Annotated in this window: 22 protein-coding genes; 15 read left to right on the top strand and 7 right to left on the bottom strand. The window is 74.9% G+C overall.

The features are described from left to right. The first annotated feature begins 45 nt into the window (after positions 1-45). Positions 46-576 (top strand): hypothetical protein, encoded by a 531-nt coding sequence (locus KSE_RS16710; protein ID WP_014136499.1) that lies wholly within the window; start codon positions 46-48, stop codon positions 574-576. 7 nt (positions 577-583) lie between these two features. Here KSE_RS16710 and KSE_RS16705 read toward each other — a convergent pair whose 3' ends face one another. Further along, positions 584-1,804, bottom strand: a complete 1,221-nt coding sequence (locus KSE_RS16705; protein WP_014136498.1) for an SCO2583/SCO2584 N-terminal domain-containing protein — start codon at positions 1,802-1,804, stop codon at positions 584-586. Between the two features lie 61 nt (positions 1,805-1,865). Then, a complete protein-coding gene (locus KSE_RS41205; RefSeq protein ID WP_014136497.1) occupies positions 1,866-2,306 on the bottom strand; it encodes a hypothetical protein in 441 nt (146 codons plus the stop codon). A 93-nt stretch (positions 2,307-2,399) separates the two neighbouring features. Between KSE_RS41205 and KSE_RS16695 the strand changes: the two genes are divergently transcribed. The 4 genes from KSE_RS16695 (at position 2,400) to KSE_RS16680 (ending at position 5,936) form a co-directional block, all read left to right on the top strand. Continuing rightward, positions 2,400-2,993, top strand: coding sequence for a DUF6461 domain-containing protein (locus KSE_RS16695; RefSeq protein ID WP_014136496.1), 594 nt, complete (start codon positions 2,400-2,402; stop codon positions 2,991-2,993). 128 nt (positions 2,994-3,121) lie between these two features. After that, the gene (gene proC / locus KSE_RS16690; protein WP_014136495.1) at positions 3,122-3,949 is read left to right on the top strand and encodes a pyrroline-5-carboxylate reductase; all 828 of its coding nucleotides are present in this window, start codon (positions 3,122-3,124) and stop codon (positions 3,947-3,949) included. A 23-nt stretch (positions 3,950-3,972) separates the two neighbouring features. Then, positions 3,973-4,626 (top strand): HAD family hydrolase, encoded by a 654-nt coding sequence (locus KSE_RS16685; protein WP_014136494.1) that lies wholly within the window; start codon positions 3,973-3,975, stop codon positions 4,624-4,626. A gap of 95 nt (positions 4,627-4,721) precedes the next feature. Continuing rightward, positions 4,722-5,936: an MFS transporter gene (locus KSE_RS16680; RefSeq protein ID WP_014136493.1), complete on the top strand. Its 1,215-nt coding sequence runs from the start codon at positions 4,722-4,724 to the stop codon at positions 5,934-5,936. 7 nt (positions 5,937-5,943) lie between these two features. Here KSE_RS16680 and KSE_RS16675 read toward each other — a convergent pair whose 3' ends face one another. Together KSE_RS16675 and KSE_RS42165 are read right to left on the bottom strand one after the other, a co-directional pair. Next, positions 5,944-6,192 (bottom strand): type II toxin-antitoxin system Phd/YefM family antitoxin, encoded by a 249-nt coding sequence (locus tag KSE_RS16675; RefSeq protein WP_014136492.1) that lies wholly within the window; start codon positions 6,190-6,192, stop codon positions 5,944-5,946. A gap of 30 nt (positions 6,193-6,222) precedes the next feature. Then, positions 6,223-7,098, bottom strand: coding sequence for a hypothetical protein (locus tag KSE_RS42165; RefSeq protein WP_014136491.1), 876 nt, complete (start codon positions 7,096-7,098; stop codon positions 6,223-6,225). A 253-nt stretch (positions 7,099-7,351) separates the two neighbouring features. Here KSE_RS42165 and KSE_RS16665 point away from each other — a divergent pair, with 253 nt between their 5' ends. From KSE_RS16665 to KSE_RS16645, 6 genes are all read left to right on the top strand, one after another. Next, on the top strand, positions 7,352-8,539 hold the full coding sequence (locus KSE_RS16665) for an acetoin utilization protein AcuC (protein WP_014136490.1): 1,188 nt from the start codon (positions 7,352-7,354) through the stop codon (positions 8,537-8,539). Further along, positions 8,536-9,375: a phosphatase gene (locus KSE_RS16660; protein ID WP_014136489.1), complete on the top strand. Its 840-nt coding sequence runs from the start codon at positions 8,536-8,538 to the stop codon at positions 9,373-9,375. The genes KSE_RS16665 and KSE_RS16660 overlap by 4 nt, the downstream gene beginning before the upstream one ends. A gap of 118 nt (positions 9,376-9,493) precedes the next feature. Beyond that, positions 9,494-9,703 (top strand): helix-turn-helix domain-containing protein, encoded by a 210-nt coding sequence (locus KSE_RS16655; RefSeq protein WP_014136488.1) that lies wholly within the window; start codon positions 9,494-9,496, stop codon positions 9,701-9,703. 122 nt (positions 9,704-9,825) lie between these two features. Further along, positions 9,826-9,924, top strand: a complete 99-nt coding sequence (locus KSE_RS40055) for a 30S ribosomal protein bS22 (RefSeq protein ID WP_003948845.1) — start codon at positions 9,826-9,828, stop codon at positions 9,922-9,924. Positions 9,925-10,123: 199 nt separating this feature from the next. Further along, positions 10,124-11,197 carry an NAD-dependent epimerase/dehydratase family protein gene (locus KSE_RS16650; protein ID WP_033257749.1) on the top strand — a complete coding sequence of 358 codons (1,074 nt, stop codon included), beginning with the start codon at positions 10,124-10,126 and terminating at the stop codon, positions 11,195-11,197. Further along, positions 11,194-12,204, top strand: coding sequence for a lysophospholipid acyltransferase family protein (locus KSE_RS16645; protein WP_014136486.1), 1,011 nt, complete (start codon positions 11,194-11,196; stop codon positions 12,202-12,204). The genes KSE_RS16650 and KSE_RS16645 overlap by 4 nt, the downstream gene beginning before the upstream one ends. A 53-nt stretch (positions 12,205-12,257) precedes the next feature. On the opposite strand, the gene KSE_RS42830 is transcribed toward KSE_RS16645, so the two are convergent. The 3 genes from KSE_RS42830 to KSE_RS16630 form a co-directional block, all read right to left on the bottom strand. Next, entirely contained in the window at positions 12,258-13,502 is a 1,245-nt protein-coding gene (locus tag KSE_RS42830) for a DUF5667 domain-containing protein (protein ID WP_033257748.1), read from the bottom strand. 315 nt (positions 13,503-13,817) lie between these two features. Next, the gene (locus tag KSE_RS16635) at positions 13,818-14,708 is read right to left on the bottom strand and encodes an ECF subfamily RNA polymerase sigma factor, BldN family (protein ID WP_051055249.1); all 891 of its coding nucleotides are present in this window, start codon (positions 14,706-14,708) and stop codon (positions 13,818-13,820) included. Between the two features lie 507 nt (positions 14,709-15,215). Beyond that, a complete protein-coding gene (locus KSE_RS16630) occupies positions 15,216-16,163 on the bottom strand; it encodes an HAD family hydrolase (RefSeq protein ID WP_014136483.1) in 948 nt (315 codons plus the stop codon). Positions 16,164-16,246: 83 nt separating this feature from the next. Here KSE_RS16630 and KSE_RS16625 point away from each other — a divergent pair, with 83 nt between their 5' ends. The 4 genes from KSE_RS16625 to KSE_RS16610 all read left to right on the top strand — a co-directional run bounded on the left by KSE_RS16625 (position 16,247) and on the right by KSE_RS16610 (position 19,766). Further along, on the top strand, positions 16,247-16,519 hold the full coding sequence (locus KSE_RS16625) for a glutaredoxin family protein (protein ID WP_014136482.1): 273 nt from the start codon (positions 16,247-16,249) through the stop codon (positions 16,517-16,519). 127 nt (positions 16,520-16,646) lie between these two features. Continuing rightward, the gene (locus KSE_RS16620; protein WP_014136481.1) at positions 16,647-17,348 is read left to right on the top strand and encodes a 3'-5' exonuclease; all 702 of its coding nucleotides are present in this window, start codon (positions 16,647-16,649) and stop codon (positions 17,346-17,348) included. A 101-nt stretch (positions 17,349-17,449) separates the two neighbouring features. Further along, positions 17,450-18,328 carry a redox-sensing transcriptional repressor Rex gene (locus KSE_RS16615; protein ID WP_014136480.1) on the top strand — a complete coding sequence of 293 codons (879 nt, stop codon included), beginning with the start codon at positions 17,450-17,452 and terminating at the stop codon, positions 18,326-18,328. A gap of 31 nt (positions 18,329-18,359) precedes the next feature. After that, entirely contained in the window at positions 18,360-19,766 is a 1,407-nt protein-coding gene (locus KSE_RS16610) for a glutamyl-tRNA reductase (RefSeq protein WP_014136479.1), read from the top strand. The last annotated feature ends 5 nt before the right edge of the window (positions 19,767-19,771 follow it).

Here is a 19,771-nt window from a genome sequence, read left to right as displayed (position 1 = left end):
GCGTTGCTCCCCGGGGCGGCCCCCGAGCGCGGTGATAATCGGACCGTGAGTACGACGAGTACGACGGGTTCGACGAGCCCCACCACCACCGCGGACGGGGCTCCCGCCCCCCAGCCGATCCGCTGGTTCGGCACCAGCTGGGTCGAGCGCGGCGCCGGCTACTGGCTGCGCCGCGCCGCGGTCTCGCTCGGCGCCCTGGCGGCCACCGCCGCCGGGGCGCTCGCGCTGCGGCTGGGCGTCTCCGGCGTCCGGCTCTCCGAGGCGGCCCCGCTCTCGCTGCTGCTGATGCTGGCCATCGGCGTCTGCTCGGCGCTGGCCGGCCTGCGGAACTGGAAGATCCTCACCGAGGGCAAGGACGCGCTGAGCGGCTGGATGGCCGAGGAGAAGTCGCTGGCCGGGGTCTGGCTGATCGGCTTCACCGGGGCGCTGGCCGCCTACTTCGCCCGCAGCCTGGTCGAGGCCCCCGGCGAGGGCCTCAAGCGCGCCGCCTACGACCAGGAGAGCGCGGTCTGGCACCGCCGCCGGGCCGCCAAGGCGGAGCGCGACGCCCGCAAGGCGGCCCGGCGGCGGTCCTGACGGCCGGTCAGGTCCGGCTGATCCGCCCGCACTCCCCGTCGGTGCGCAGCGGCTTGGTCCGGTCGTAGGGGTCGCTCTCCGGCCCGCTCGGCGTCGGGCCGGCCGCGGGGGCCCGCATGAAGTCGAACTCCGGCTCCAGGAAGCCGGAGCCCATCTCGCACCGGTTGTTGCCGAACTCGCTGCTGCCCTCGCCCAGCACCGGCTTCCCGGGCGTCACCTTGAAGCGCTCCGGGTCGTAGAACCGGAAGTCCTGCGAGCGGCGGACGATCTCCCGGGCCACCTCCCGGCTGTGGTCCGCCTGCGCCCAGGAGGCGGGCTTCGCGCCGCCGGCGGCGGTCTTCCCCGCGTCCGGGCCGGGGCGCAGCGCGTACACGTAGGTGACGTCGGTGTGCACCAGCATGCCGTTCTCGCCGTCGCCCTCGAAGGTCACCGAACCCTGCACCTTGACCTGGTCGGTGACCGGTACCGCCCAGGCCGGGTCGAAGCGGCTCAGCCAGGAGGCCGGGTCGTCCTCGGTGGTCGGGTGCTCCAGCGCCTTGGAGAGGTCCGCCGCGCTCTGCTCGTCCAGCAGGTCGAGGGCGGGCCGCGCGGTCGAACCGGAGAGCACCTCCGGGTCGAGGTTGCTGGCGACCAGGTACGCCTTCACCGCCTCCAGGTTCGCGGCGACCTGCCGGGCGCCGAACGCGCCGGTGGCCGGCGTCTCCGTGGGCATGCCGATGCCGTCCGCGCCGTTCGGCCAGGACTCGGCGGGCGCGCCCGCCCAGGGGCGCTCGGGGGTCGGCACCTCGGGCGCCAGGGTGGGCGGGGCGCTGCTCGGCGGGGCGGTCTCGGCGCCCAGGGCGGGCAGCGCGGAGGACTTCTGCGGCAGCGTCGAGCCGTCGCCCAGCGAGGCCAGGCCGACCAGCACCAGGACCGGCACCAGCAGCAGCGCCAGGGCGCTGCCCAGACCGGGGCGGAACGGCCGGCGCGGGCGGATCGACCGCCGCTGCCGGCGGCGGTGCCAACGGGAGCGGCGGTCGTCCAGCCGGACGACGGTGGCGGGGCGCCACGGCTCGTTCTCCGGCGGCGGGTCCTTCTTCCACCGCTCGGTCAGCATCCGGGCCCGCCCGGACGCCTCCTTGTTCGTCGCGGACCGGACGAACTCGTCGTCCAGCACCAGCCCCTCGAAGGGGTCGTCGTCTCGGCCGGGCCCGGAGGACCCCGGACCCGGCTCGTCTGTCGTCGGCACGGCGGGGATTATGTCGTCCACCGACGACGCCCCCGGCAACGGGGGGAAACGTGAGGTTCCGTCAGCCCTTGCGGGCGGCCTTCACCGAGCCCACCACGCCCGCCACCGCGAGCAGCGCGGCGGCCGGCAGCAGCGCGGTGAACAGCGCCCCGAGCAGGCTGTGGTCGCCCAGCAGCCAGAGCACCAGGGTGTCCAGCCCCCACAGCGCGCCGGCGGCCGGCAGCACCGACTGCCACGGGTGGGCGTCCGCCCAGCGGCGCAGCCGCCGCTCGCCGCCGCGCAGCCGGCCGCCGACCGTGCCGACCAGGAACGACACGAACAGGCCGAGGCTGACCGGGAAGGACAGGATGTCCAACGACCAGTCCAGGGTGAACACCTCGACCGCGAGCGCGGCCCCGCCGACCACCGTGCCCACCGTCGCGGCCGTCCGCCACGGTCCGAGCGTCGCCGCGGCGACGGCGACCTGGCGGCTCTCGCGTCCTGACAACTCTCCGTTTCCCATGTCTCCACGGTCCTCCCGCCGGGCGCCGGAATCCAGAGCCGGGGCCCCTGAGATTCCCCCTACGGGAGCGGGCCGCCCGGCCACAATGGACGGATGACGCCGACCGCGCACGACTACGCCTGGACCGCCGACTCCTCCTGGTTCCCCGACCTGCGGGACTCCGGCTACTCGCTCACCCTGGTCCGCGGCCGCACCCCGGACGAGGTGCTGGAGCTGCTGGGCGCCGTCCCGCAGGGCTTCGGCGACGGCGTCGACGACGTCTTCGACTGCCAACAGGAGCTCTACGCCTGGCTGGAGGACCCGGACGAGGACTCGTACACGGTCGGCGCGCTCGCCGTCCCCGGCGACGGCGGCGACTGGACGCTGCTGCTGGCCCTCGACCGGGGCGCCGGGGTGGACGGCGGGCGGCTCGCCGCGCTCTCCCGGGGCGGCGGCGAGGCGGTGCAGCACGGCGGCGGCGGGGGCGACGGGCCGGCCGGGCGCTTCCGGCACTACCGGGACGGCGAGCCGCGCGCGGTGGCCGGCGCGGAGCCGGACGCGGACGGCGTGCAGCCCGGCGGGGGAGCGGGGCCGGAGCCGGCCCTGCTCGCGCTGGCCGAGCGGCTCACCGGCGTGCGGGTCACCGAGGAGCTGGTCCGGGACGGCGCGTTCGTCCTCGGCGTGGTCCCCGACCGCGAGCTGGGCTGAATCCGCCGCCGGCCCGGCGCGGGCCCGCCGCCGCCCCGCGCCCGCAGGGTGGACACCTCCGCCGGGGCGGGTGCCTGCCGGGGCAAGATGGCGCGCAGGAACCGCAACCGCAGTGCACGGAGGGGCCCATGAGCGACACCACGACCGCCGGCCAGAAGATCGCCTTCCTCGGGACCGGCAAGATCGGCGAGGCCCTGCTCTCCGGCCTGCTGCGGGCCGGCACCTCGCCCGCCGACGTGCTGGTCACCGCCCGCCGGGCCGAGCGGGCCACCGAGCTGGCCGACCGCCACGGCGTCACCGTCGTCACCAACGCGGAGGCCGCCAAGCTCGCCGACACCCTGATCCTCGCGGTCAAGCCGCAGGACATGGGCACCCTGCTGGACGAGCTGGCCGAGCACGTCGCCGCCGACAAGCTGGTCGTCTCGGCCGCCGCCGGCATCCCCACCAGCTGGTTCGAGGAGCGGCTGGCCCCCGGCACGCCGGTGGTCCGGGTGATGCCCAACACGCCCGTCCTGGTCGACGAGGGCATGAGCGTGATCTCCGGCGGCTCGCACGCCGCCGAGGCGCACCTGCTCCGGGCCGAGGCGATCTTCCGCTCGGTCGGCAAGGCGCTGCGCGTCCCGGAGAGCCAGCAGGACGCCGCGACCGCGCTGTCCGGCTCCGGCCCCGCGTACTTCTACTTCCTGGTCGAGGCGATGATCGACGCGGGCATCCTGCTCGGCCTGCCCCGGCAGGTCGCGCACGAGCTGATCGTGCAGTCCGCGATCGGCGCCTCGGTGATGCTGCGCGACTCCGGCGAGCACCCCGTCAAGCTCCGCGAGGCCGTCACCTCCCCGGCGGGCACCACCATCGCGGCCATCCGCGAGCTGGAGAACCACGGCGTCCGGGCCGCGATGCTCGGCGCCCTGGAGGCCGCCCGGGACCGCTCCCGGGAGCTGGCCGGCGGCGGGAAGTAGGCTCGGACGGCATGAGCGACCCCGTGAGCTACGACCTGCTGATCCTGGACAACGACGGCGTGCTGGTGGACAGCGAGCCGATCTCCAACCGGGTGCTCGCCGAGTACCTGACCGAGCTCGGCTACCCCACCAGCACCGAGGACTCCTACCGGGACTTCATGGGCACCGCCGCGCACACCGTGCACGACGTGATCGCCGAGCGGTACGGGGCGAAGCTCCCGGACGGCTTCGACGACCTGTTCCACGACCGGGTGTTCGCCGCCTTCGAGGCCGAACTGCGGCCGGTCGCCGGGGCGGCGGAACTGCTCGGCCACCTCCGGGAGCAGGGCCTCCGCTACTGCGTGGCCTCCTCGGCGCACCACTCCTGGATCCGCACCGCGCACCGGCTCACCGGCCTGTCCGGCTACTTCACCGACGACCTGCTGTTCTCCGCCCAGGACGTCGGCGTCGGCAAGCCCGCCCCCGACCTGTTCCTGCACGCCGCCCGCACCATGGGCGTCGACCCGGCCCGCTGCCTGGTCCTGGAGGACAGCCGCAACGGCGTGCTGGCCGCCCGCGCGGCCGGCATGGACGTGTACGGGTACGCGGCGCTCACCGACCCGGCCAAGCTCACCTCGGCGGGCGCGACCGGCCTGCTCGGGGCGCTGCCGGACGCGATCGCGCTGCTGCCGAACTGATCCCGTCGCACCCCTCCCGCCGGCGCCGCCGACCGCCTACGCTCTGCCCAACAGTTGCGTACCGGCCGGTAGCGTCGGTGGTGAGCGAGGTCCCGATGCAGGTCAGCACGGCCCCGGCCGAACCCGCCCCCCGGCTGCGGCGGGCCCGGGCCGCGCTGGCGGTCTCGTTCTTCCTCCAGGGCACCACCTTCGCGCTGCTGGTCACCTGCATCACCGACATGCAGAAACGTTACGGCCTGAGCGACGGCCTGCTGCCGGTCTTCCTGGCCGCCGTCCCTATCCTGGCGGGCGTCGGCTCGATCACCTCCGAGACGCTGGTCAAGCGCACCACCGCGCGCGGCGTCCTGCGGGTCGTCCAGCCCGCGCTGTGCCTCACCCTGGCGCTCACCGGCCTCGGCACGCGGCTCTGGCAACTCGCCCTCGCCCTCGGCCTGTTCGGCCTCCTGGTGGGCGCCCTGGACGCCTCGATGAACATGCTGGGCGTCGGCCTCCAGCACCGCTACGGCCGCAGCATCATGATCGGCTTCCACGCCGCGTTCAGCCTCGGCGGCATCGTCGGCGCCGCGCTCGCCGCCGCCGGCGCCCACTGGGACACCGGGCTGCCGCTGCTCTTCGGCGGCGCCGCGGCCGTCCTGGTCCCCGCCGCGCTCGTCGCCGGGCGCTGGTTCGCCGGGCCCGCCGAACTCGGCGACGCCGTCCGCGAGGCCGCCGCGCTGGCCGCCCGCCGGATCCCCTGGAAGCCGCTGCTGCCGCTGTGCGCCGTGATGGCCTTCGCCTACATCGCGGACGCCTCGGTCTCCAACTACAGCGTCAAGTACCTCACCGACGGCCTGCACAGCCCCGAGGACCTCGCCAAGTTCTCCTACCTCGGCTACATGGTCGCGATGCTCCTCGGCCGCTCGGTCGGCGACCGCGCCGTCCAGCGCTTCACCGTCCTCCCGGTGGTCCGCACCGGCACCGCCGTCGCCGCCGCCGGCTTCCTGATCGCCGTCCTCGCCCCCGGCGCCTGGGCCGGGATCCTCGGCTTCACCGTCCTCGGCTTCGGCATCTGCGCGATCATCCCCCAGGTCTTCGCGGCCGGCGGCCGGCTCCTCCCGCACGCCAGCGACGCCGCCGTCGCCCGCCTCAACCTGTTCAACTACGTCGGCTTCCTGATCGGCTCCCCGCTGGTCGGCACCCTCGCCGAACTCTCCGACTACCGCTGGGCCTTCTGCGCCCCCATGCTCCTGGTGCTGGCCATCCTCCCGCTCGCCCCCCACTTCGCCCCGGCCCCGGCCGCACGGCCCGCCCTGGCGGACAGCCCGGCCTGACCCGGCCTCAGGCGGTCGGGTCGTGGTCCGGGGCGGTCGGGTCGTGGTCCGGGGCCGTCGGGGGGTGCTGGGAGGGCAGGCGGGTGCGGTACCAGGCCAGGGTGGCTTCCAGGTCGGCGAGTTGGCGGGGGTTGACCAGGACGGCGGCGGGGAGGCCGTGGACGGTGAGGGTGACGCGGTCGCGGGTGTCGGCGACGCGGCGGGTCAGCCGGCCGAGGCGGGCGCGGGCTTCGGTGATCGAGAGGGATTCGGGCATACGGGTGCCGTGCTTTCGGTGGGGTGCGGTTCAGCGGGCCGCGCGGACGGGGCGGGCGTGGGTAGCCCCGCTGTAGGCGGGGCTGTCCTTGGCCTGCCGGCAGTCCGGGCAGATCCCGGGGCGGGCGGCGGGCCGCTGGCAGTCGGCGCAGCGGTGGGCGGGGGCGGGCGGGGCGGTCGCGAGCGACGGCGGGAGCTTCTCGGTCAGGCGGTGCTGCAGGAGCCCGGCGGGGTTGTGCACCAGGGTCGGGAGGCCGGTGAGGAGCGCGGCGGCGAGGATGGCCTCGGTGCAGCCGCGGTCGAGCCATTCGAGGACCAGCGGGGCCAGCCGGAGGGCCTCCAGCTCGCCGATCCGGAGCATGGGCTGCGGGCGGACGACGCGGAGCAGCAGGTCGCCGGCCTGCCTGGTCCGCTCGTCGACCGGGGCCCGGCGGGGCCCGGGCACCCGGGCGGGTGCGGGCCCGGGTGCGCCCGGCGGGGCCTGCGCGTGCTCGCGCGCGAGTGGTTCAGGTTCAGACGGGAGGGGCGGGAGGGAGGTTTTTTCTTTCCCTGGTTTCTTTGTCTTTAGGGAGGGGGCCGGACCGGATACCGGACCTTCGACACCCGGTCCGAACTGGTGCGGAGTGTCCGTGACGTGCTGGACGGAGATGATCCGCCCCTTCTCGATCCGGACCTTGGCGACCTTGTAGTACCCGGCGGCGGTCAGCCCCCGGAGGGACTTCCGGATGAGGTAGAGGCTGTCCTGCGTGTGGCCGGCGATGTCCGCGGCGGTCATCCGCACGTTGTCGGGGAGGGAGAGCAGGAAGGTGAGGAGGCCGCGCTCGGCGCACTTCAGCCCGCGGTCCTGCAGCAGAGAGTTGGAGAGAACCGTGAAGTTGCGCTTCGACGCGCTACGATGAACTCGCATGGGAGGGGTGAGAACTCCTGTGTCATGCCCCGGGGTGTTGGCGCACCGCCGGGGCGAAACTTTTTCGCTTCGGATGACGCAGAACGTAACACGGTGACTACGCTCCGCACCAAGCCCGGTACGGGCCGTGAGAATCCGACGAGTTAATGGATCATCCCCATTAGATCCGTGATCGGATCTGTCCGTTTGGGTGCGCACTCGTGCCGGGGGCGGCGCGACCGGCGCCGGGGCCGCCACCGATACGGTGTGGGGCATGGCGGACACCTCCTGCGGACTGCACCTGTTCTGGGACGAGGCCGAGACCGGATACGACTTCGGACCCGGCCACCCGATGGACCCGACCCGGCTCGCGCTGACGATGCGACTGGTCGAGGCGCTCGGGCTGACCGACCGGCCGTCCGTGACGATGCGTTCGGCACCGCCCGCCGGGGAGTCGACGCTGCGGCTGGTGCACACCGCCGAGTACGTCGACGCGGTGAAGCGGGCCGCCGCCGACCCGTCCGCGACGGACCTCGCGCACGGGCTGGGGACGGACGACAACTGGGCGTTCCCCGGGCTGCACACCGCCTCCGCGCTGATCGCCGGGCAGTCGGTGGCCGCCGCCGAGGCGGTCTGGCGCGGCGAGACCCCGCACGCCGTCAACTTCGCGGGCGGGCTGCACCACGCGATGCCCGGGCAGGCGTCCGGCTTCTGCGTCTACAACGACCCGGCGCTGGCCATCGCCCGGCTGCTGGAGCTCGGCGCCGAGCGGGTCGCCTACGTCGACGTGGACGTCCACCACGGCGACGGCGTCCAGCAGGCGTTCTGGAACGACCCCCGGGTGCTGACCGTCTCGCTGCACGAGAGCCCCAGCACGCTGTTCCCGCAGACCGGTTGGGCCACCGAGACCGGCGGGCCGGACGCCGGGGGCTCCGCCGCCAACCTCGCGCTGCCCGCCGGGACGGGCGACGCCGGGTGGCTGCGCGCCTTCCACGCGCTGGTGCCGGAGCTGCTGGCCGCGTTCCGCCCGCAGGTGATCGTCAGCCAGCACGGCGCCGACACCCACGTCGAGGACCCGCTCGCCCACCTCGCCGTCACCGTCGACGCCCAGCGGATCGTCGCCGAGGCCGTCCACCGGCTCGCCCACGAGCACGCCGGCGGCCGCTGGATCGCCACCGGCGGCGGCGGCTACGCGGTGGTCGACGTGGTCCCCCGCGCCTGGACGCACCTGGTCGCCACCGCCGCCGGCCACCCCGTCGACCCGGCCACCGAGACCCCGGAGTCCTGGCGCGCCGAGACCTACCGGCTGACCCGCCGCCCCGCACCGCTGCGGATGACCGACGGCGCCACCCCGCGCTGGTCCGACTTCCAGGACGGCGGCTACGACCCCGCCGACCGCCTCGACCAGGCCATCCTGGCCACCCGCCGGGCCGTCCTGCCGCACCACGGGCTGATCCCGTGAGCGCCCGCGACGAGCTCCGCGCCTACCTGGTCAAGCACCGGCTGGCCGGCCCCGAGGTCCCCACCCCCCGGCAGAACAACCTCCGGCACTACCGGCTGTTCGCCCAGGGCGACCCGAGGTCCCTGATGGGCCTCGGCCCCGCCGCCCGCCGCGACGAGGCCGCCGTGCTGGCGCTGATGGTCGAGCGGGTCGGCGTGAACCCGGACCCGCGCCACACCGAGGGCGCCGACTCCATCGACCCCGACCGCACCCTCGACGCGCTGGACCGGCTCGCCGCCCTGCTGCGCCGCACCGCCGACCGGCGCGGCAGCGTGCTGGCCGGCACCGGCCACCCGAACAAGCTGGCGGGCTTCCACCGCGCGCTGGCCGAGGCGCTCGAAGCGGCCGGCTGCACCGTGCACACCCCCGCGCGGGGCACGCGCTTCCGCGAGCCCACCCCCGAGGGCGAGCGCCCCCGTTACCTCGACGTGCTCGACGGCGTGCTGGTGACGCGCGCCCTGGACGGCCCGGACGGCCCCGGCCGCCCCGGCCCCGGCGACCTCGCGCACACCCACTCCCCGCTGCCGGTCCGGCTCGCCCTGACCGCCCTCGCCGACGCCGGCCACCGCCCGCCCGACCTGGTGCTGGGCGACCACGGCTGGCTGTGCGGCGCGGGCCGCCTCGGCATCCCGGCCGGCGGCATCGCGGACTGCAACGACGTCGCCCCGTTCGCGGCCGAGGCGGACGGCCTGGTCGAGGTGGTCGTCCCGCTGGAGGACGGCTCCGCGCCGAGCTGCTACGTCCCGCTGAGCGACTACGTACTGCAACGGGCGGATCTCGCACCGTACAACAGGTGAGGGCCCCCCTCTTCCCACCCGTACCACGCATAACTACTCTGGGGATACACGTGTGCCGGTGGAGTCACCGGAGGGGAAGCCGGTGCCTTGCACACGGGTAAGGGTCGGGTGATGGGTCATGAGTTCCGGCGAGCGTCCCCTGCAGGATGTCGTCTTCCTGACCGTGGCCGAGGTCGCCTCGGTGATGCGGGTGTCGAAGATGACGGTCTACCGTCTCGTGCACAGCGGTGAGCTTCCGGCCATCCGGGTCGGGCGCTCCTTCCGGGTGCCCGAGCAGAAGGTGCACGAGTACCTCCAGGAGTCCTACGTGCGCCTGGAAAGCGCGTAGGCCGGAGCCCCGAGGGGGCACCGATTACGGCAAACGCGACGTGGACGGTAGGCTAGGCCCTCCGTCAGTCGTATGGACTCCCGTCTCTCACGGGCGCGGGTCCGAGTGAGCGAGGAAATTCCGTGGGCTCTGTCATCAAGAAGCGTCGCAAGCGTATGGCCAAGAAGAAGCACCGCAAGCTTCTGAAGAGGACTCGCGTTCAGCGTCGCAACAAGAAGTAACACCGGTCGGCGCCTTCCTCGCTCCAGCGGGGGACGACCCCGCACACGCGTTCAGCGACGCAGGTAGAACTGGCGCCGTCGGTCTGGCACTGCCCGCCCAGGGGAGAAATCCCCTGGGCGGGCAGTGGCGTTTGAGCCCCCGTCCCCTCCGCGCGGTACGGTGCACCCCAGGGTGGGCATCCAGGGAGGTCGGGGCATCGTGGGCAAGGTCGTGCTCGTCACCGGCGTGGCGCGCCCGCTGGGCGCGCGCTTCGCCGAGCGGATCTCCGAGCACCCCGAGGTCGACCGGGTGGTCGGGGTGGACGCCGCCCCGCCGCCGCCCGGACTGCCGTTCGGCGTCCGGTACGCCCAGGTCGACCCGCGCCGCCCGGCGATCGCCCGGGTGATCGCCGAGCACGGCGTCGACACCGTCGTGCACCTCAACGTCACCGCGCTCGGCCACGGCGGGCGGGCCGCGGTGAAGGAGAGCAACGTCATCGGCAGCATGCAGCTGCTCGGCGCCTGCCAGCAGGCCCCCGGCGTGCGCCGGCTGGTGGTGAAGTCGACCACCGCCGTCTACGGCTCCGCGCCCCGCGACCCCGCCGTGTTCGGCGAGCGCACCCAGCCCAAGGCGCTGCCCCCCGGCGGCTTCGCCCGGGACGCCGCCGAGGTCGAGGGCTACGTCCGCGGCTTCGCCCGCCGCCGCCCCGACGTCGCCGTCACCGTGCTGCGCTTCGCCAACATCCTCGGCCCGGACGGCGACACCCCGCTCGCCGCGTACTTCCGGCTGCCGCTGCTGCCCACCGCGTTCGGCCACGACCCCCGGCTGCAGTTCGTCCACGAGGACGACGCCCAGGAGGTGCTGCGGCTGGCCGCGCTGGCCGCCGCCCCCACCGGCACCTACAACGTCGCCGGGGACGGCGTCCTGCTGCTCTCCCAGTGCGCCCGCCGGCTCGGCCGCCCCACCGTCCCGCTGCTGCGGCCCGCGCTCGGCCTGGTCGCCCAGCTGGCCCGGCAGCTGTCCGCCCCCGCGGACCGCGCGTTCTCACAGGAGCAGCTCCAACTGCTCACCCACGGGCGGGTGGTGGACACCGCCCAGCTGCGTGACCGGTTCGGCTACGCCCCGCGCCGGACCACCTCCGAGACCTTCGCCGACTTCGTCGCGCACTGCCCGCCCGGGCCGCTGCCGCCGGAGCGGCTGACCGCCGTCACCGACCGGCTCGCGGACGCGCTCGGCGACCGCCCCACCGCCCGGAACCACCCCACCCGGAACCAGGAATCGAGGCCGCGATGACAGCCGCCCGGGAGTCCGCCGATCCGGCGGCCAAGGTCATCCCGATCGAGTCCGCCCCCAGCTGGTGCGGGCCCGACCCGGACGCCCGCCCCGGCCTCGCCGACCGGATCGCCGACGGCGTCGGCACCGCCCTCGCCGGGCAGCTCGGCGCCACCGCCACCCGGGTCCTCGGCAAGGACTGGGAGCAGCGCGCCGCGAACGGCCTCGGCTTCCTGCGCCGCCGGCTCACCGGCGACTACGAGGTCGACGACTTCGGCTTCGACCGGGAGCTCACCGAGGAGGTCTTCCTCGCGCTGCTCCGGCCGCTCGCCGAGAAGTACTTCCGGATCGAGGTCCGCGGCACCGAGCACATCCCCGCCGAGGGCGGCGTGCTGATCGTCGCCAACCACTCCGGCACCATCCCGCTGGACGCCCTGATGACCCAGGTCGCCGTCCACGACCACGCCGACCGGCACCTGCGGATGCTCGCCGCCGACCTGGTCTTCGTGCTGCCGGTGGTCAACGAGCTGGCCCGCAAGGCCGGGCACACCCTGGCCTGCAACGAGGACGCGCAGGCCCTGCTGGAGCGCGGCGAGGTGGTCGGGGTCTGGCCGGAGGGCTTCAAGGGCATCGGCAAGCCCTTCGCCGACCGCTACAAGCTGCAGCGCTTCGGCCGCGGCGGCTTCGTCGCCTCCGCGCTGCGGGCCGGGGTGCCGATCGTGCCCTGCTCGATCGTCGGCGCCGAGGAGACGTACCCGATGATCGGCAACTTCAAGACGCTGGCCCGGCTGCTCGGCCTGCCCTACGTGCCGATCACGCCGACCTTCCCCTGGCTCGGGCCGCTCGGCGCGATCCCGCTGCCCACCAAGTGGACCATCCAGTTCGGCGAGCCGATCCCCACCGACAGCTACCCGAAGGACGCGGCCGAGGACCCGATGCTGGTCTTCAACCTGACCGACCAGGTGCGCGAGACCATCCAGCACACGCTGTACAAGCTGCTGGTGCAGCGGCGGTCGGTCTTCGGCTGACGTCTTCGGCTGACGGGTGGCGCCCCCGGGCGGTGGGCGCCACCCGGGGCGCGCTACTTCAGCGTCAGCCCGGGCAGCAGGCCCGGGATCAGCGGCGGGATGGTGATGCCCTGCCCGGAGTCCGCCGGCGGGGCCGCCGGGGAGCCGGAGGGGGCCGGCGAGGCGTTCGCCGGGGCGCCCCCGCCGGCCGCCGGGGAGCCGGACGCGGCGGGGGAGGCCCCGCTGCCGGTCAGGCCGCCCAGCAGGTCGCCGAGACCGCCCGCGGCGCCGCCGCCCGGCGTGCTCGGGGTGGCCCGGGAGGACGGTGCGGTGGCCGGGGCGTGCCCGCCGACCGCGCCGCCGGTGACCGGCAGGCCGGGCAGCAGCGGCTGCTGGCCCGTCCCGGTGCCCGCCGAGCTGCCGGCGGTGGTGCCCGCGCCGGTGCCGCTGCTCGCGCCGCCCCCGGAGGAGGCGCCGCCGCTGTCGCCGCCGCCGCTGCTCTGGCCCGGGGCCTGCCCCAGGCGCAGCGGCGCGACGTCCTCGCTTATGTCGTCGAACAGCCGGTCGACCTTGCTGGCCTGCGGGCTCAGCCCGGAGGGCAGCTTGGACTGCAGGGCCGACCAGCGCTGGTCCTCCCCGGCGAAGCCGGCGAGCTGGCGCATCGGGGCGAGCGAGCCGTCGTTGCGGTAGACCGCGCGCAGCAGGTCGCGGCCGCGCAGCGCCTCGGCGTGCATGTCGTCGAGCGCGCGGCGGACCTGGTCGACCGTGGCCGGGCTGAGCGAGGTGGGGCTGTCGGCCCGGCCGAGCAGGCTCTGCGCCTCGTCGAGCCGGGTGGACGCCTGCTGGAGCAGCAGGGCGCCGCGCTCGGTGTCGCTGTCGGCGAAGTCGAGGCGCAAGCCCTCCAGCCCGCGCTTCATGCCGTACAGGGCGTCCCCCGGGAGGGCGTTGGTGGACGCGGCGGCGGCTCCGGCCAGCGAGCCGACCGCGACGCCGGCGACCAGGCCGCCGATCGCCAACCGGCGGCCCCAGCGGGAGCGTTGGGCGCGCCGGCCGCGCTGGGCGGGGAGGACCGCGGTGGGTGCGCCGCCGGACCACTCCTGCTCGAACGCGGCCATCAGCTGGGCGCGTTGGACCGTCCGCGTCTCGGCCGCGAGCCCGGGGGCGGGGACCGCGCCGAGTGCGTCGGCCATGGCGAGGAGCTCGGTCATGGCGGCGGAGCCGGCCCGGTGCGAGCCGCTGTTCCGGTGGTCACTCTGGTGGGCCTCCAGCGCCTCGGCGAAGGACTTCGCCCGCCGGTGCTCCAGCACGTTTGCCGTCACGGGCCACACCTCCCTTCGTCGTTTTCGACACCGTGGCCCGCCGGTTGGTTGTCCCGACAGGCCGAAACCACACCATCGGGTGACAGTTCGAGTTCGCACTTGACTGCGGGCCCGGTGGCGGATTGCACGCTGGCCAACGAGCGGTGTCGGGAGTCGGTTACGCACGACCCCCCTGGCGTATTAAGCAGAGCAGATGACCGCCCCGTCACCCGGACGTGCCGACGCCCGGCCCGGGTTGACGCCCCGTCGGCCGCCGGGGGCGGCGGCGACGGGCTGGGCGGCGGTCTGTGGGCTATCGCGTCCACGGCCGGCGGATCACCTGGCGTCCGGCGGCAGCAGGCGGGCCAGCGTGCGCACCGCCCGGTACTGCAGCGTCTTGATGGCGCCCTCGTTCTTGCCCATGATCCGGGCCGTCTCGGCCACCGACAGGCCCTGCAGGAAGCGCAGCGTCACGCACTCCTGCTGCTGCGGGTTGAGCCGGCGCACCGCGTCCAGCAGGGCGGCGTTGGAGAGCGACTCCAGCACCGACTCCTCGGGGCTGCGCTCGCACTCGTTGGAGTCCAGCATCTCGCCGGTGGTGACCTCCAGCCGGAACCGGCTGGACTTGAAGTGGTCGGCCACCAGGTTGCGGGCGATGGTCACCAGCCAGGCGCCGAAGTCGCGGCCCTGCCAGGTGAAGGTGCCGATCCGGCGCAGCGCGCGCAGGAAGGTCTCGCTGGTCAGGTCCTCGGCGGTGGCCCGGCTGCCGACCCGGTAGTAGATGTACCGGTACACGGTGTCGGCGTAGTGGTCGTAGAGCCGCCCGAAGGCCTCGCTCTCGCCGTTCTGGGCCCGCTCGACCAGCTCCACCACCGGGTTGTGCTCGGTGTCGTAGCCGGGCCCGGCGGGCGCGCTGCGCGAGCGGCCGCGGGTGCCGGGGGCGGGCACCGTGCGGGCCCGCGCCCCCGCGGCCGGGGCGGCGCCGCCGGACGGGCTGCCGGCGGCGGTCGGGCCGGTGGCGGTCGAGCGCAGCAGCGGCGCGGCGAACGCGACCGGCACCGCGGGGACGGGCGCGGCGAACGCCGGGCCGGCCGGCGCGAGCTGCGGAACGGCCAGTTCGAACTCGCGGATCGCGGCCCACAGCCGTTCCAGGCGCACACCGCGGCGCAGAGTGGCGGTCGACGGGCGGGAGGTGGCTGGCGCGTCGTTCCGGACGGGTGGGTACACGGGACTCCCAGAGGCAGAACTGTGGACGGATCACCTCCGCCTGTGCGGAGAGCACGCCGCACGGACCACCCGTCACGGGGACGTTCGGGTGGCGTGCATCCAGGAGAGAATAACGCTTTGTGCAATGACAGCTACACCGCGTGGTCGAAGTGGTCGGATGAGGTCCACTTCTTGCGCATATTCACCTGTCGGTGACCGGAGTTGGCGCCATCCATCCGGCTCAATGTGACCACTTGTGCACATCCGGTGACCGAACACCGGGGCGCGGGCCGGGTTTCCCCGCTATCCGCGCCCCCAACCCACGACTTTGACCGACTGCCGAACGATCAGTTCCGGTCACCGCCGGACGGTCCCGGACCATCCGTCCGGGCGGGCCGGTTCACCCCCGCTGACGTGCCACGACCACCCGCCGGGGGGCGTGTCGCCGTCGCGGTGTTGACGCGGGCCGGGCCGGGGCCCGCCAGTGCGCTCTCAGGCCCGCTCGCGCTCTCAGGTCCGCTCGCGCTCTCAGGCCCGCCGGCGTCGGTGCACCGCGACCGCCGCCGCGGCCGCCCCGGCCAGCACGCCCAGCCCGGCCGCCGCCGGGAGGCCGATCCGGGCCGCCTTCCGCCCGGTCCGGAAGTCCCGCACCCGCCAGCCCATCGCCCGCGCATGCCGGCGCAGCGCCCGGTCCGGGTTGATCACGTACGGGTGGCCGACCAGGCTCAGCATCGGGATGTCGTTGGCGGAGTCGCTGAACGCCGCGCAGCGCGCCAAATCCAGCTGCTCGCGGCGGGCCAGCGCCCGCACCGCGGCGGCCTTCGCCGGGCCGTGCAGCATCCCGCCGACCAGCCGGCCGGTGTAGACGCCGTCCGCGGTCTCCGCGACGGTGCCGAGCGCGCCGGTCATGCCCAGCCGGCGGGCGATCAGCCGGGCCACCTCCTGCGGGGCGGCGGTCACCAGCCAGACCCGCTGCCCGGCGTCCAGGTGCATCTGCACCAGCGCCCGGGTGCCCGGCCAGACCTTCTCGGCCAGCACCGGTTCGAAGATCTCCTCGCAGATCTGCTCCAGGTCGGCGGTGCGCTTGCCCGCGACCAGGCCGAGCGCGCTGTCCCGGGCGTCGGCGATGTGGTCCGGGTTCTCCGACCCGCGCAGCCGGAACGCGGCCTGCTGCCAGGCGAAGCGGGCCAGGTCGCGGCGGGAGAAGAAGCGCCGCCGGTACAGCCCGACGCCCAGGTAGAAGATCGCTGCCCCGCGCAGGATCGTGTTGTCGCAGTCGAAGAACGCGGCGGCCCGGACGTCCCCGGGCACCGGGGTGTGGTCCCCGGCCGGCTCGGCGGCGGCCGGCGGCCCCTCCGCCGCCGTGTCCTCGGGCGGGAGCTGGGCCCGGGCGGCGTCGGCCGCGGCCTCGCCCGCCAGGGCGGTCCGGTCGTCGGTGGAACGCTTTGACTGGGTGAGCCTTCGCAGCGCGGCCATGCGACGAGCATAGTCAGCGCGGCCGCCCGACCCCGTGTCGGCGGAGTGCCGCCGCAGTGAACGCGCGGCGGCACAATGAACCGGTGAACCTGTTGCGACGCGCCAAGAAGAACCCCGCCGACACCGTCGTCACGCTGGTCGGCAAGCCCGGCTGCCACCTCTGCGAGGACGCCCGCGCGGTCGTCCTCAAGGTCACCGCCGACCTCGGCGCGACCTTCGAGGAGAAGGACGTCCTCCAGGACCCGGAGCTCTACGAGCGGTACGCCGAGCAGATCCCGGTCACCCTGATCGACGGGCGGCAGCACGACTTCTGGCGGGTGGACGAGAGCCGGCTGCGCAAGGCGCTGGGCGGGTAGCGGCGGGGGCGCCCGCGGAACTGCTTCGTGGACGCCCGACGAAGATCGCCCTAGGAGTTCGCCCTCCTCTCGGCTTACGATCGAACGGTTTCCGTGTCCGCCGGGGGCTGTGCAAGAGGAGGGCGCGATGAGCGGCTACGCCGTCGTCGACGTCGAGGCCACCGGTCGTAGCCCCTGGCGCCACCGGGTGGTCGAGGTCGCCGTGGTGCAGTTGGACGCCGGGCTGCGCACCGAGCGGGAGTTCGCCACGCTGGTGGACCCGGGCGGACCGGTGGGCCCGACCCACGTGCACGGGATAGCGCAGGCGGACGTGCTGGGCGCGCCGAGGTTCCGGCAGATCGCGCCGCGGCTGCTGGAGCTGCTGGCCGGCCGGGTGCTGGTCGGCCACCACGTGACCTGCGACCGGGCGTTCCTGGAGCGCGAGTTCGCCCGGATCGGGGTGGCGCTGCCGCAGGTCCCGCTGCTCTGCACGATGCGGCTGGCCCGCCGGCAGCTGCCGGAGGCGGGCGGCTACGGGCTCTCGGCGTGCGTGGACGCGGCCGGGCTCGGCTGGTTCCCGGCGCACACCGCGCTGGGGGACGCCCGGGCGACGGTGGAGCTGCTGCGGCACTGCCGCCGGACCGGCGGCTGCTCGGAGGAGCCGCCGCCGGAGCGGTCGGTCGAGCAGCCGGCCGGGCAGCCGCCGGTGCCGTGGCCGCGACTGGCCCCCGCGCGGGCGGCGCGGGCCGGCGGCGCGGCCCCGCTGCTGCGCCGGGTGGCGCAGCTCGGGCCCTGGCCGGCCGGGGTGGAGGGCCCGCGGGCGCTGATCGGTTCGGCGGGTTACGAGTGATGCGTGTCACTGTTCGGGGACAAATCGGACACCATCTTTGTGCACACGTTCACAAACGCATAGCCTGGCGGTCCAAGCCCAGCTTCACCCACAGGAGCAGCGTGGCAATCGGCCGACCCTCACCCAGCAGTTCGCAGACGCCCGACCCGGGCGCCGCGCGCAGGTCCTCGCGTGCGCGGGGCATTCCGGAGGCGACCGTGGCCCGCCTCCCGCTCTACCTGCGGGCCCTGACCGCGCTCTCCGAGCGCTCGGTCCCGACCGTCTCCTCCGAGGAGCTGGCCGCCGCCGCCGGGGTGAACTCCGCGAAGCTCCGCAAGGACTTCTCCTACCTGGGCTCCTACGGCACCCGCGGCGTCGGCTACGACGTGGAGTACCTCGTCTACCAGATCTCCCGCGAGCTGGGCCTCACCCAGGACTGGCCGGTCGTCATCGTCGGCATCGGCAACCTGGGCCACGCCCTCGCCAACTACGGCGGCTTCGCCTCCCGCGGCTTCCGGGTCGCCGCGCTGCTGGACGCCGACCCCCACGTGGTCGGCTCCGCCGCCGCCGGCCTGCCCGTCCGGCACATGGACGAGCTGGAGGAGATCGTCGCCACCCAGCACGTCTCCATCGGCGTGATCACCACCCCGCCCGGCGCCGCCCAGCAGGTCTGCGACCGGCTGGTGGAGGCCGGCGTGACCAGCATCCTGAACTTCGCCCCGACCGTGCTGACCGTGCCGGACGGCGTCGACGTGCGCAAGGTCGACCTGTCGATAGAGCTGCAGATCCTCGCCTTCCACGAGCAGCGCAAGGCCGGCGACGAGCCGGCCGCGGGCGACTCGGTGCTCGACCGCGCCCCCGGCCCGGTCCGCGCCGCCGCCGCGAAGCTGCGCCGGGCCGCCGGCGGCAAGGCCGAGCAGGCGAAGGCCGCGCCCGCCGCGCCCGCGGCACCCGCCAAGGGCGGCCCGGACGACGACCTGTCCGCGGTGATGCCGGCGTGAGCACGAACATCCGTCACGACGAGGTGGGGGCATGAGTCTTCTGGTAGTCGGTCTGAGCCACCGGACCGCGCCGGTCGGCGTGCTGGAGCGCGCCGCGCTCACCGGCCAGACCCCGACCCGGCTGCTGCACGACGCGGCCGCCTCGGCGACCGTCGGCGAGGCCGCGCTGGTCAACACCTGCAACCGGATCGAGCTGTACGCCGACGTGGACAAGTTCCACGCGGGCGTCGCCGAGCTGTCCCAGCTGCTCGCCGGGCACAGCGGCGTCGACCTGGACGAGCTCACCCCCCACCTGTACGTGCACTACGAGGACCGCGCCGTCCACCACCTGTTCTCGGTGGCCTGCGGCCTGGACTCGATGGTCGTCGGCGAGGGCCAGATCCTCGGCCAGCTGCGCGACGCGCTGGCCAGGGCGCAGGAGGAGCACACCGCGGGCCGCGGCCTGAACGAGCTGTTCCAGCAGGCCCTGCGGGTCGGCAAGCGCGCGCACAGCGAGACCGGCATCGACAAGGCCGGCCAGTCGCTGGTCACCTTCGGCCTGGAGCAGGTCGCGGCCGGCGCCGGCCCGATCGCCGGCAAGCGCGCCCTGGTGGTCGGCGCGGGCTCGATGAGCTCGCTGGCCGCCGCCACCCTGGCCCGCGCGGGCGTCACCGACCTGCTGGTCGCCAACCGCACCCCGGCCCGCGCCGAGCGGCTGGTCGAGATCCTCGGCGGCGCCGCCCGCGTCCTGGACTTCGCGAAGGTCCCGCAGGCGCTCGCCGACGTCGACCTGGTGATCTCCTGCACCGGCGCGGCCGGCACCGTGATCGACGCCCCCGCCGTCGCCGCCGCGCTCGCCTCCCGCACCGCCGCCCGGCCGCTGGCCTTCCTCGACCTGGCCATGCCGCGCGACGTCGACCACACCGTCCGCGACCTCGACGGCGCGCTGCTGGTCGACCTGGAGACCCTCTCGCACGCGCACGCCGCCACCCCCGGCGCCGGCGACGTGGACGCCGTCTCCGGCATCGTCGCGGACGAGGTCACCGCCTTCGGCCAGGCGCAGCGCGCCGCCCGGATCGCCCCGACCGTGGTCGCCCTGCGCGCCATGGCCTCCGAAGTGGTCAGCGGCGAACTCGCCCGCCTCACCTCCCGGCTGCCGGACCTGGACGAGCGCTCCCGCGCGGAGATCTCGCAGACCGTCCGCCGGGTGGTCGACAAACTGCTGCACGCCCCGACCGTCAAGGTCAAGCAGCTCGCCGCCGAACCCGGCGGGGCCTCCTACGCGGAGGCCCTGCGCGAACTGTTCGACTTGGACCCCGCGGCAGTGCACGCTGTCTCCGGCACCCCGATCGGCGCCCAGGCGGGATCCTCGATCCCACCGGGCGGCGTCCCCGCCGCCCAGGCCGCCCTCGCCCCGCCCGCCGGAGCGTCCGCCCCGCCCGCCGGAGCAACCAGATGAACACC

It is taken from the genome of Kitasatospora setae KM-6054 (assembly GCF_000269985.1).
Taxonomy (GTDB): Bacteria; Actinomycetota; Actinomycetes; order Streptomycetales; family Streptomycetaceae; genus Kitasatospora; species Kitasatospora setae.
The sequence above is the reverse complement of the archived record's forward strand: the minus strand, read 5'-3'. Positions and strand labels throughout refer to the sequence as shown.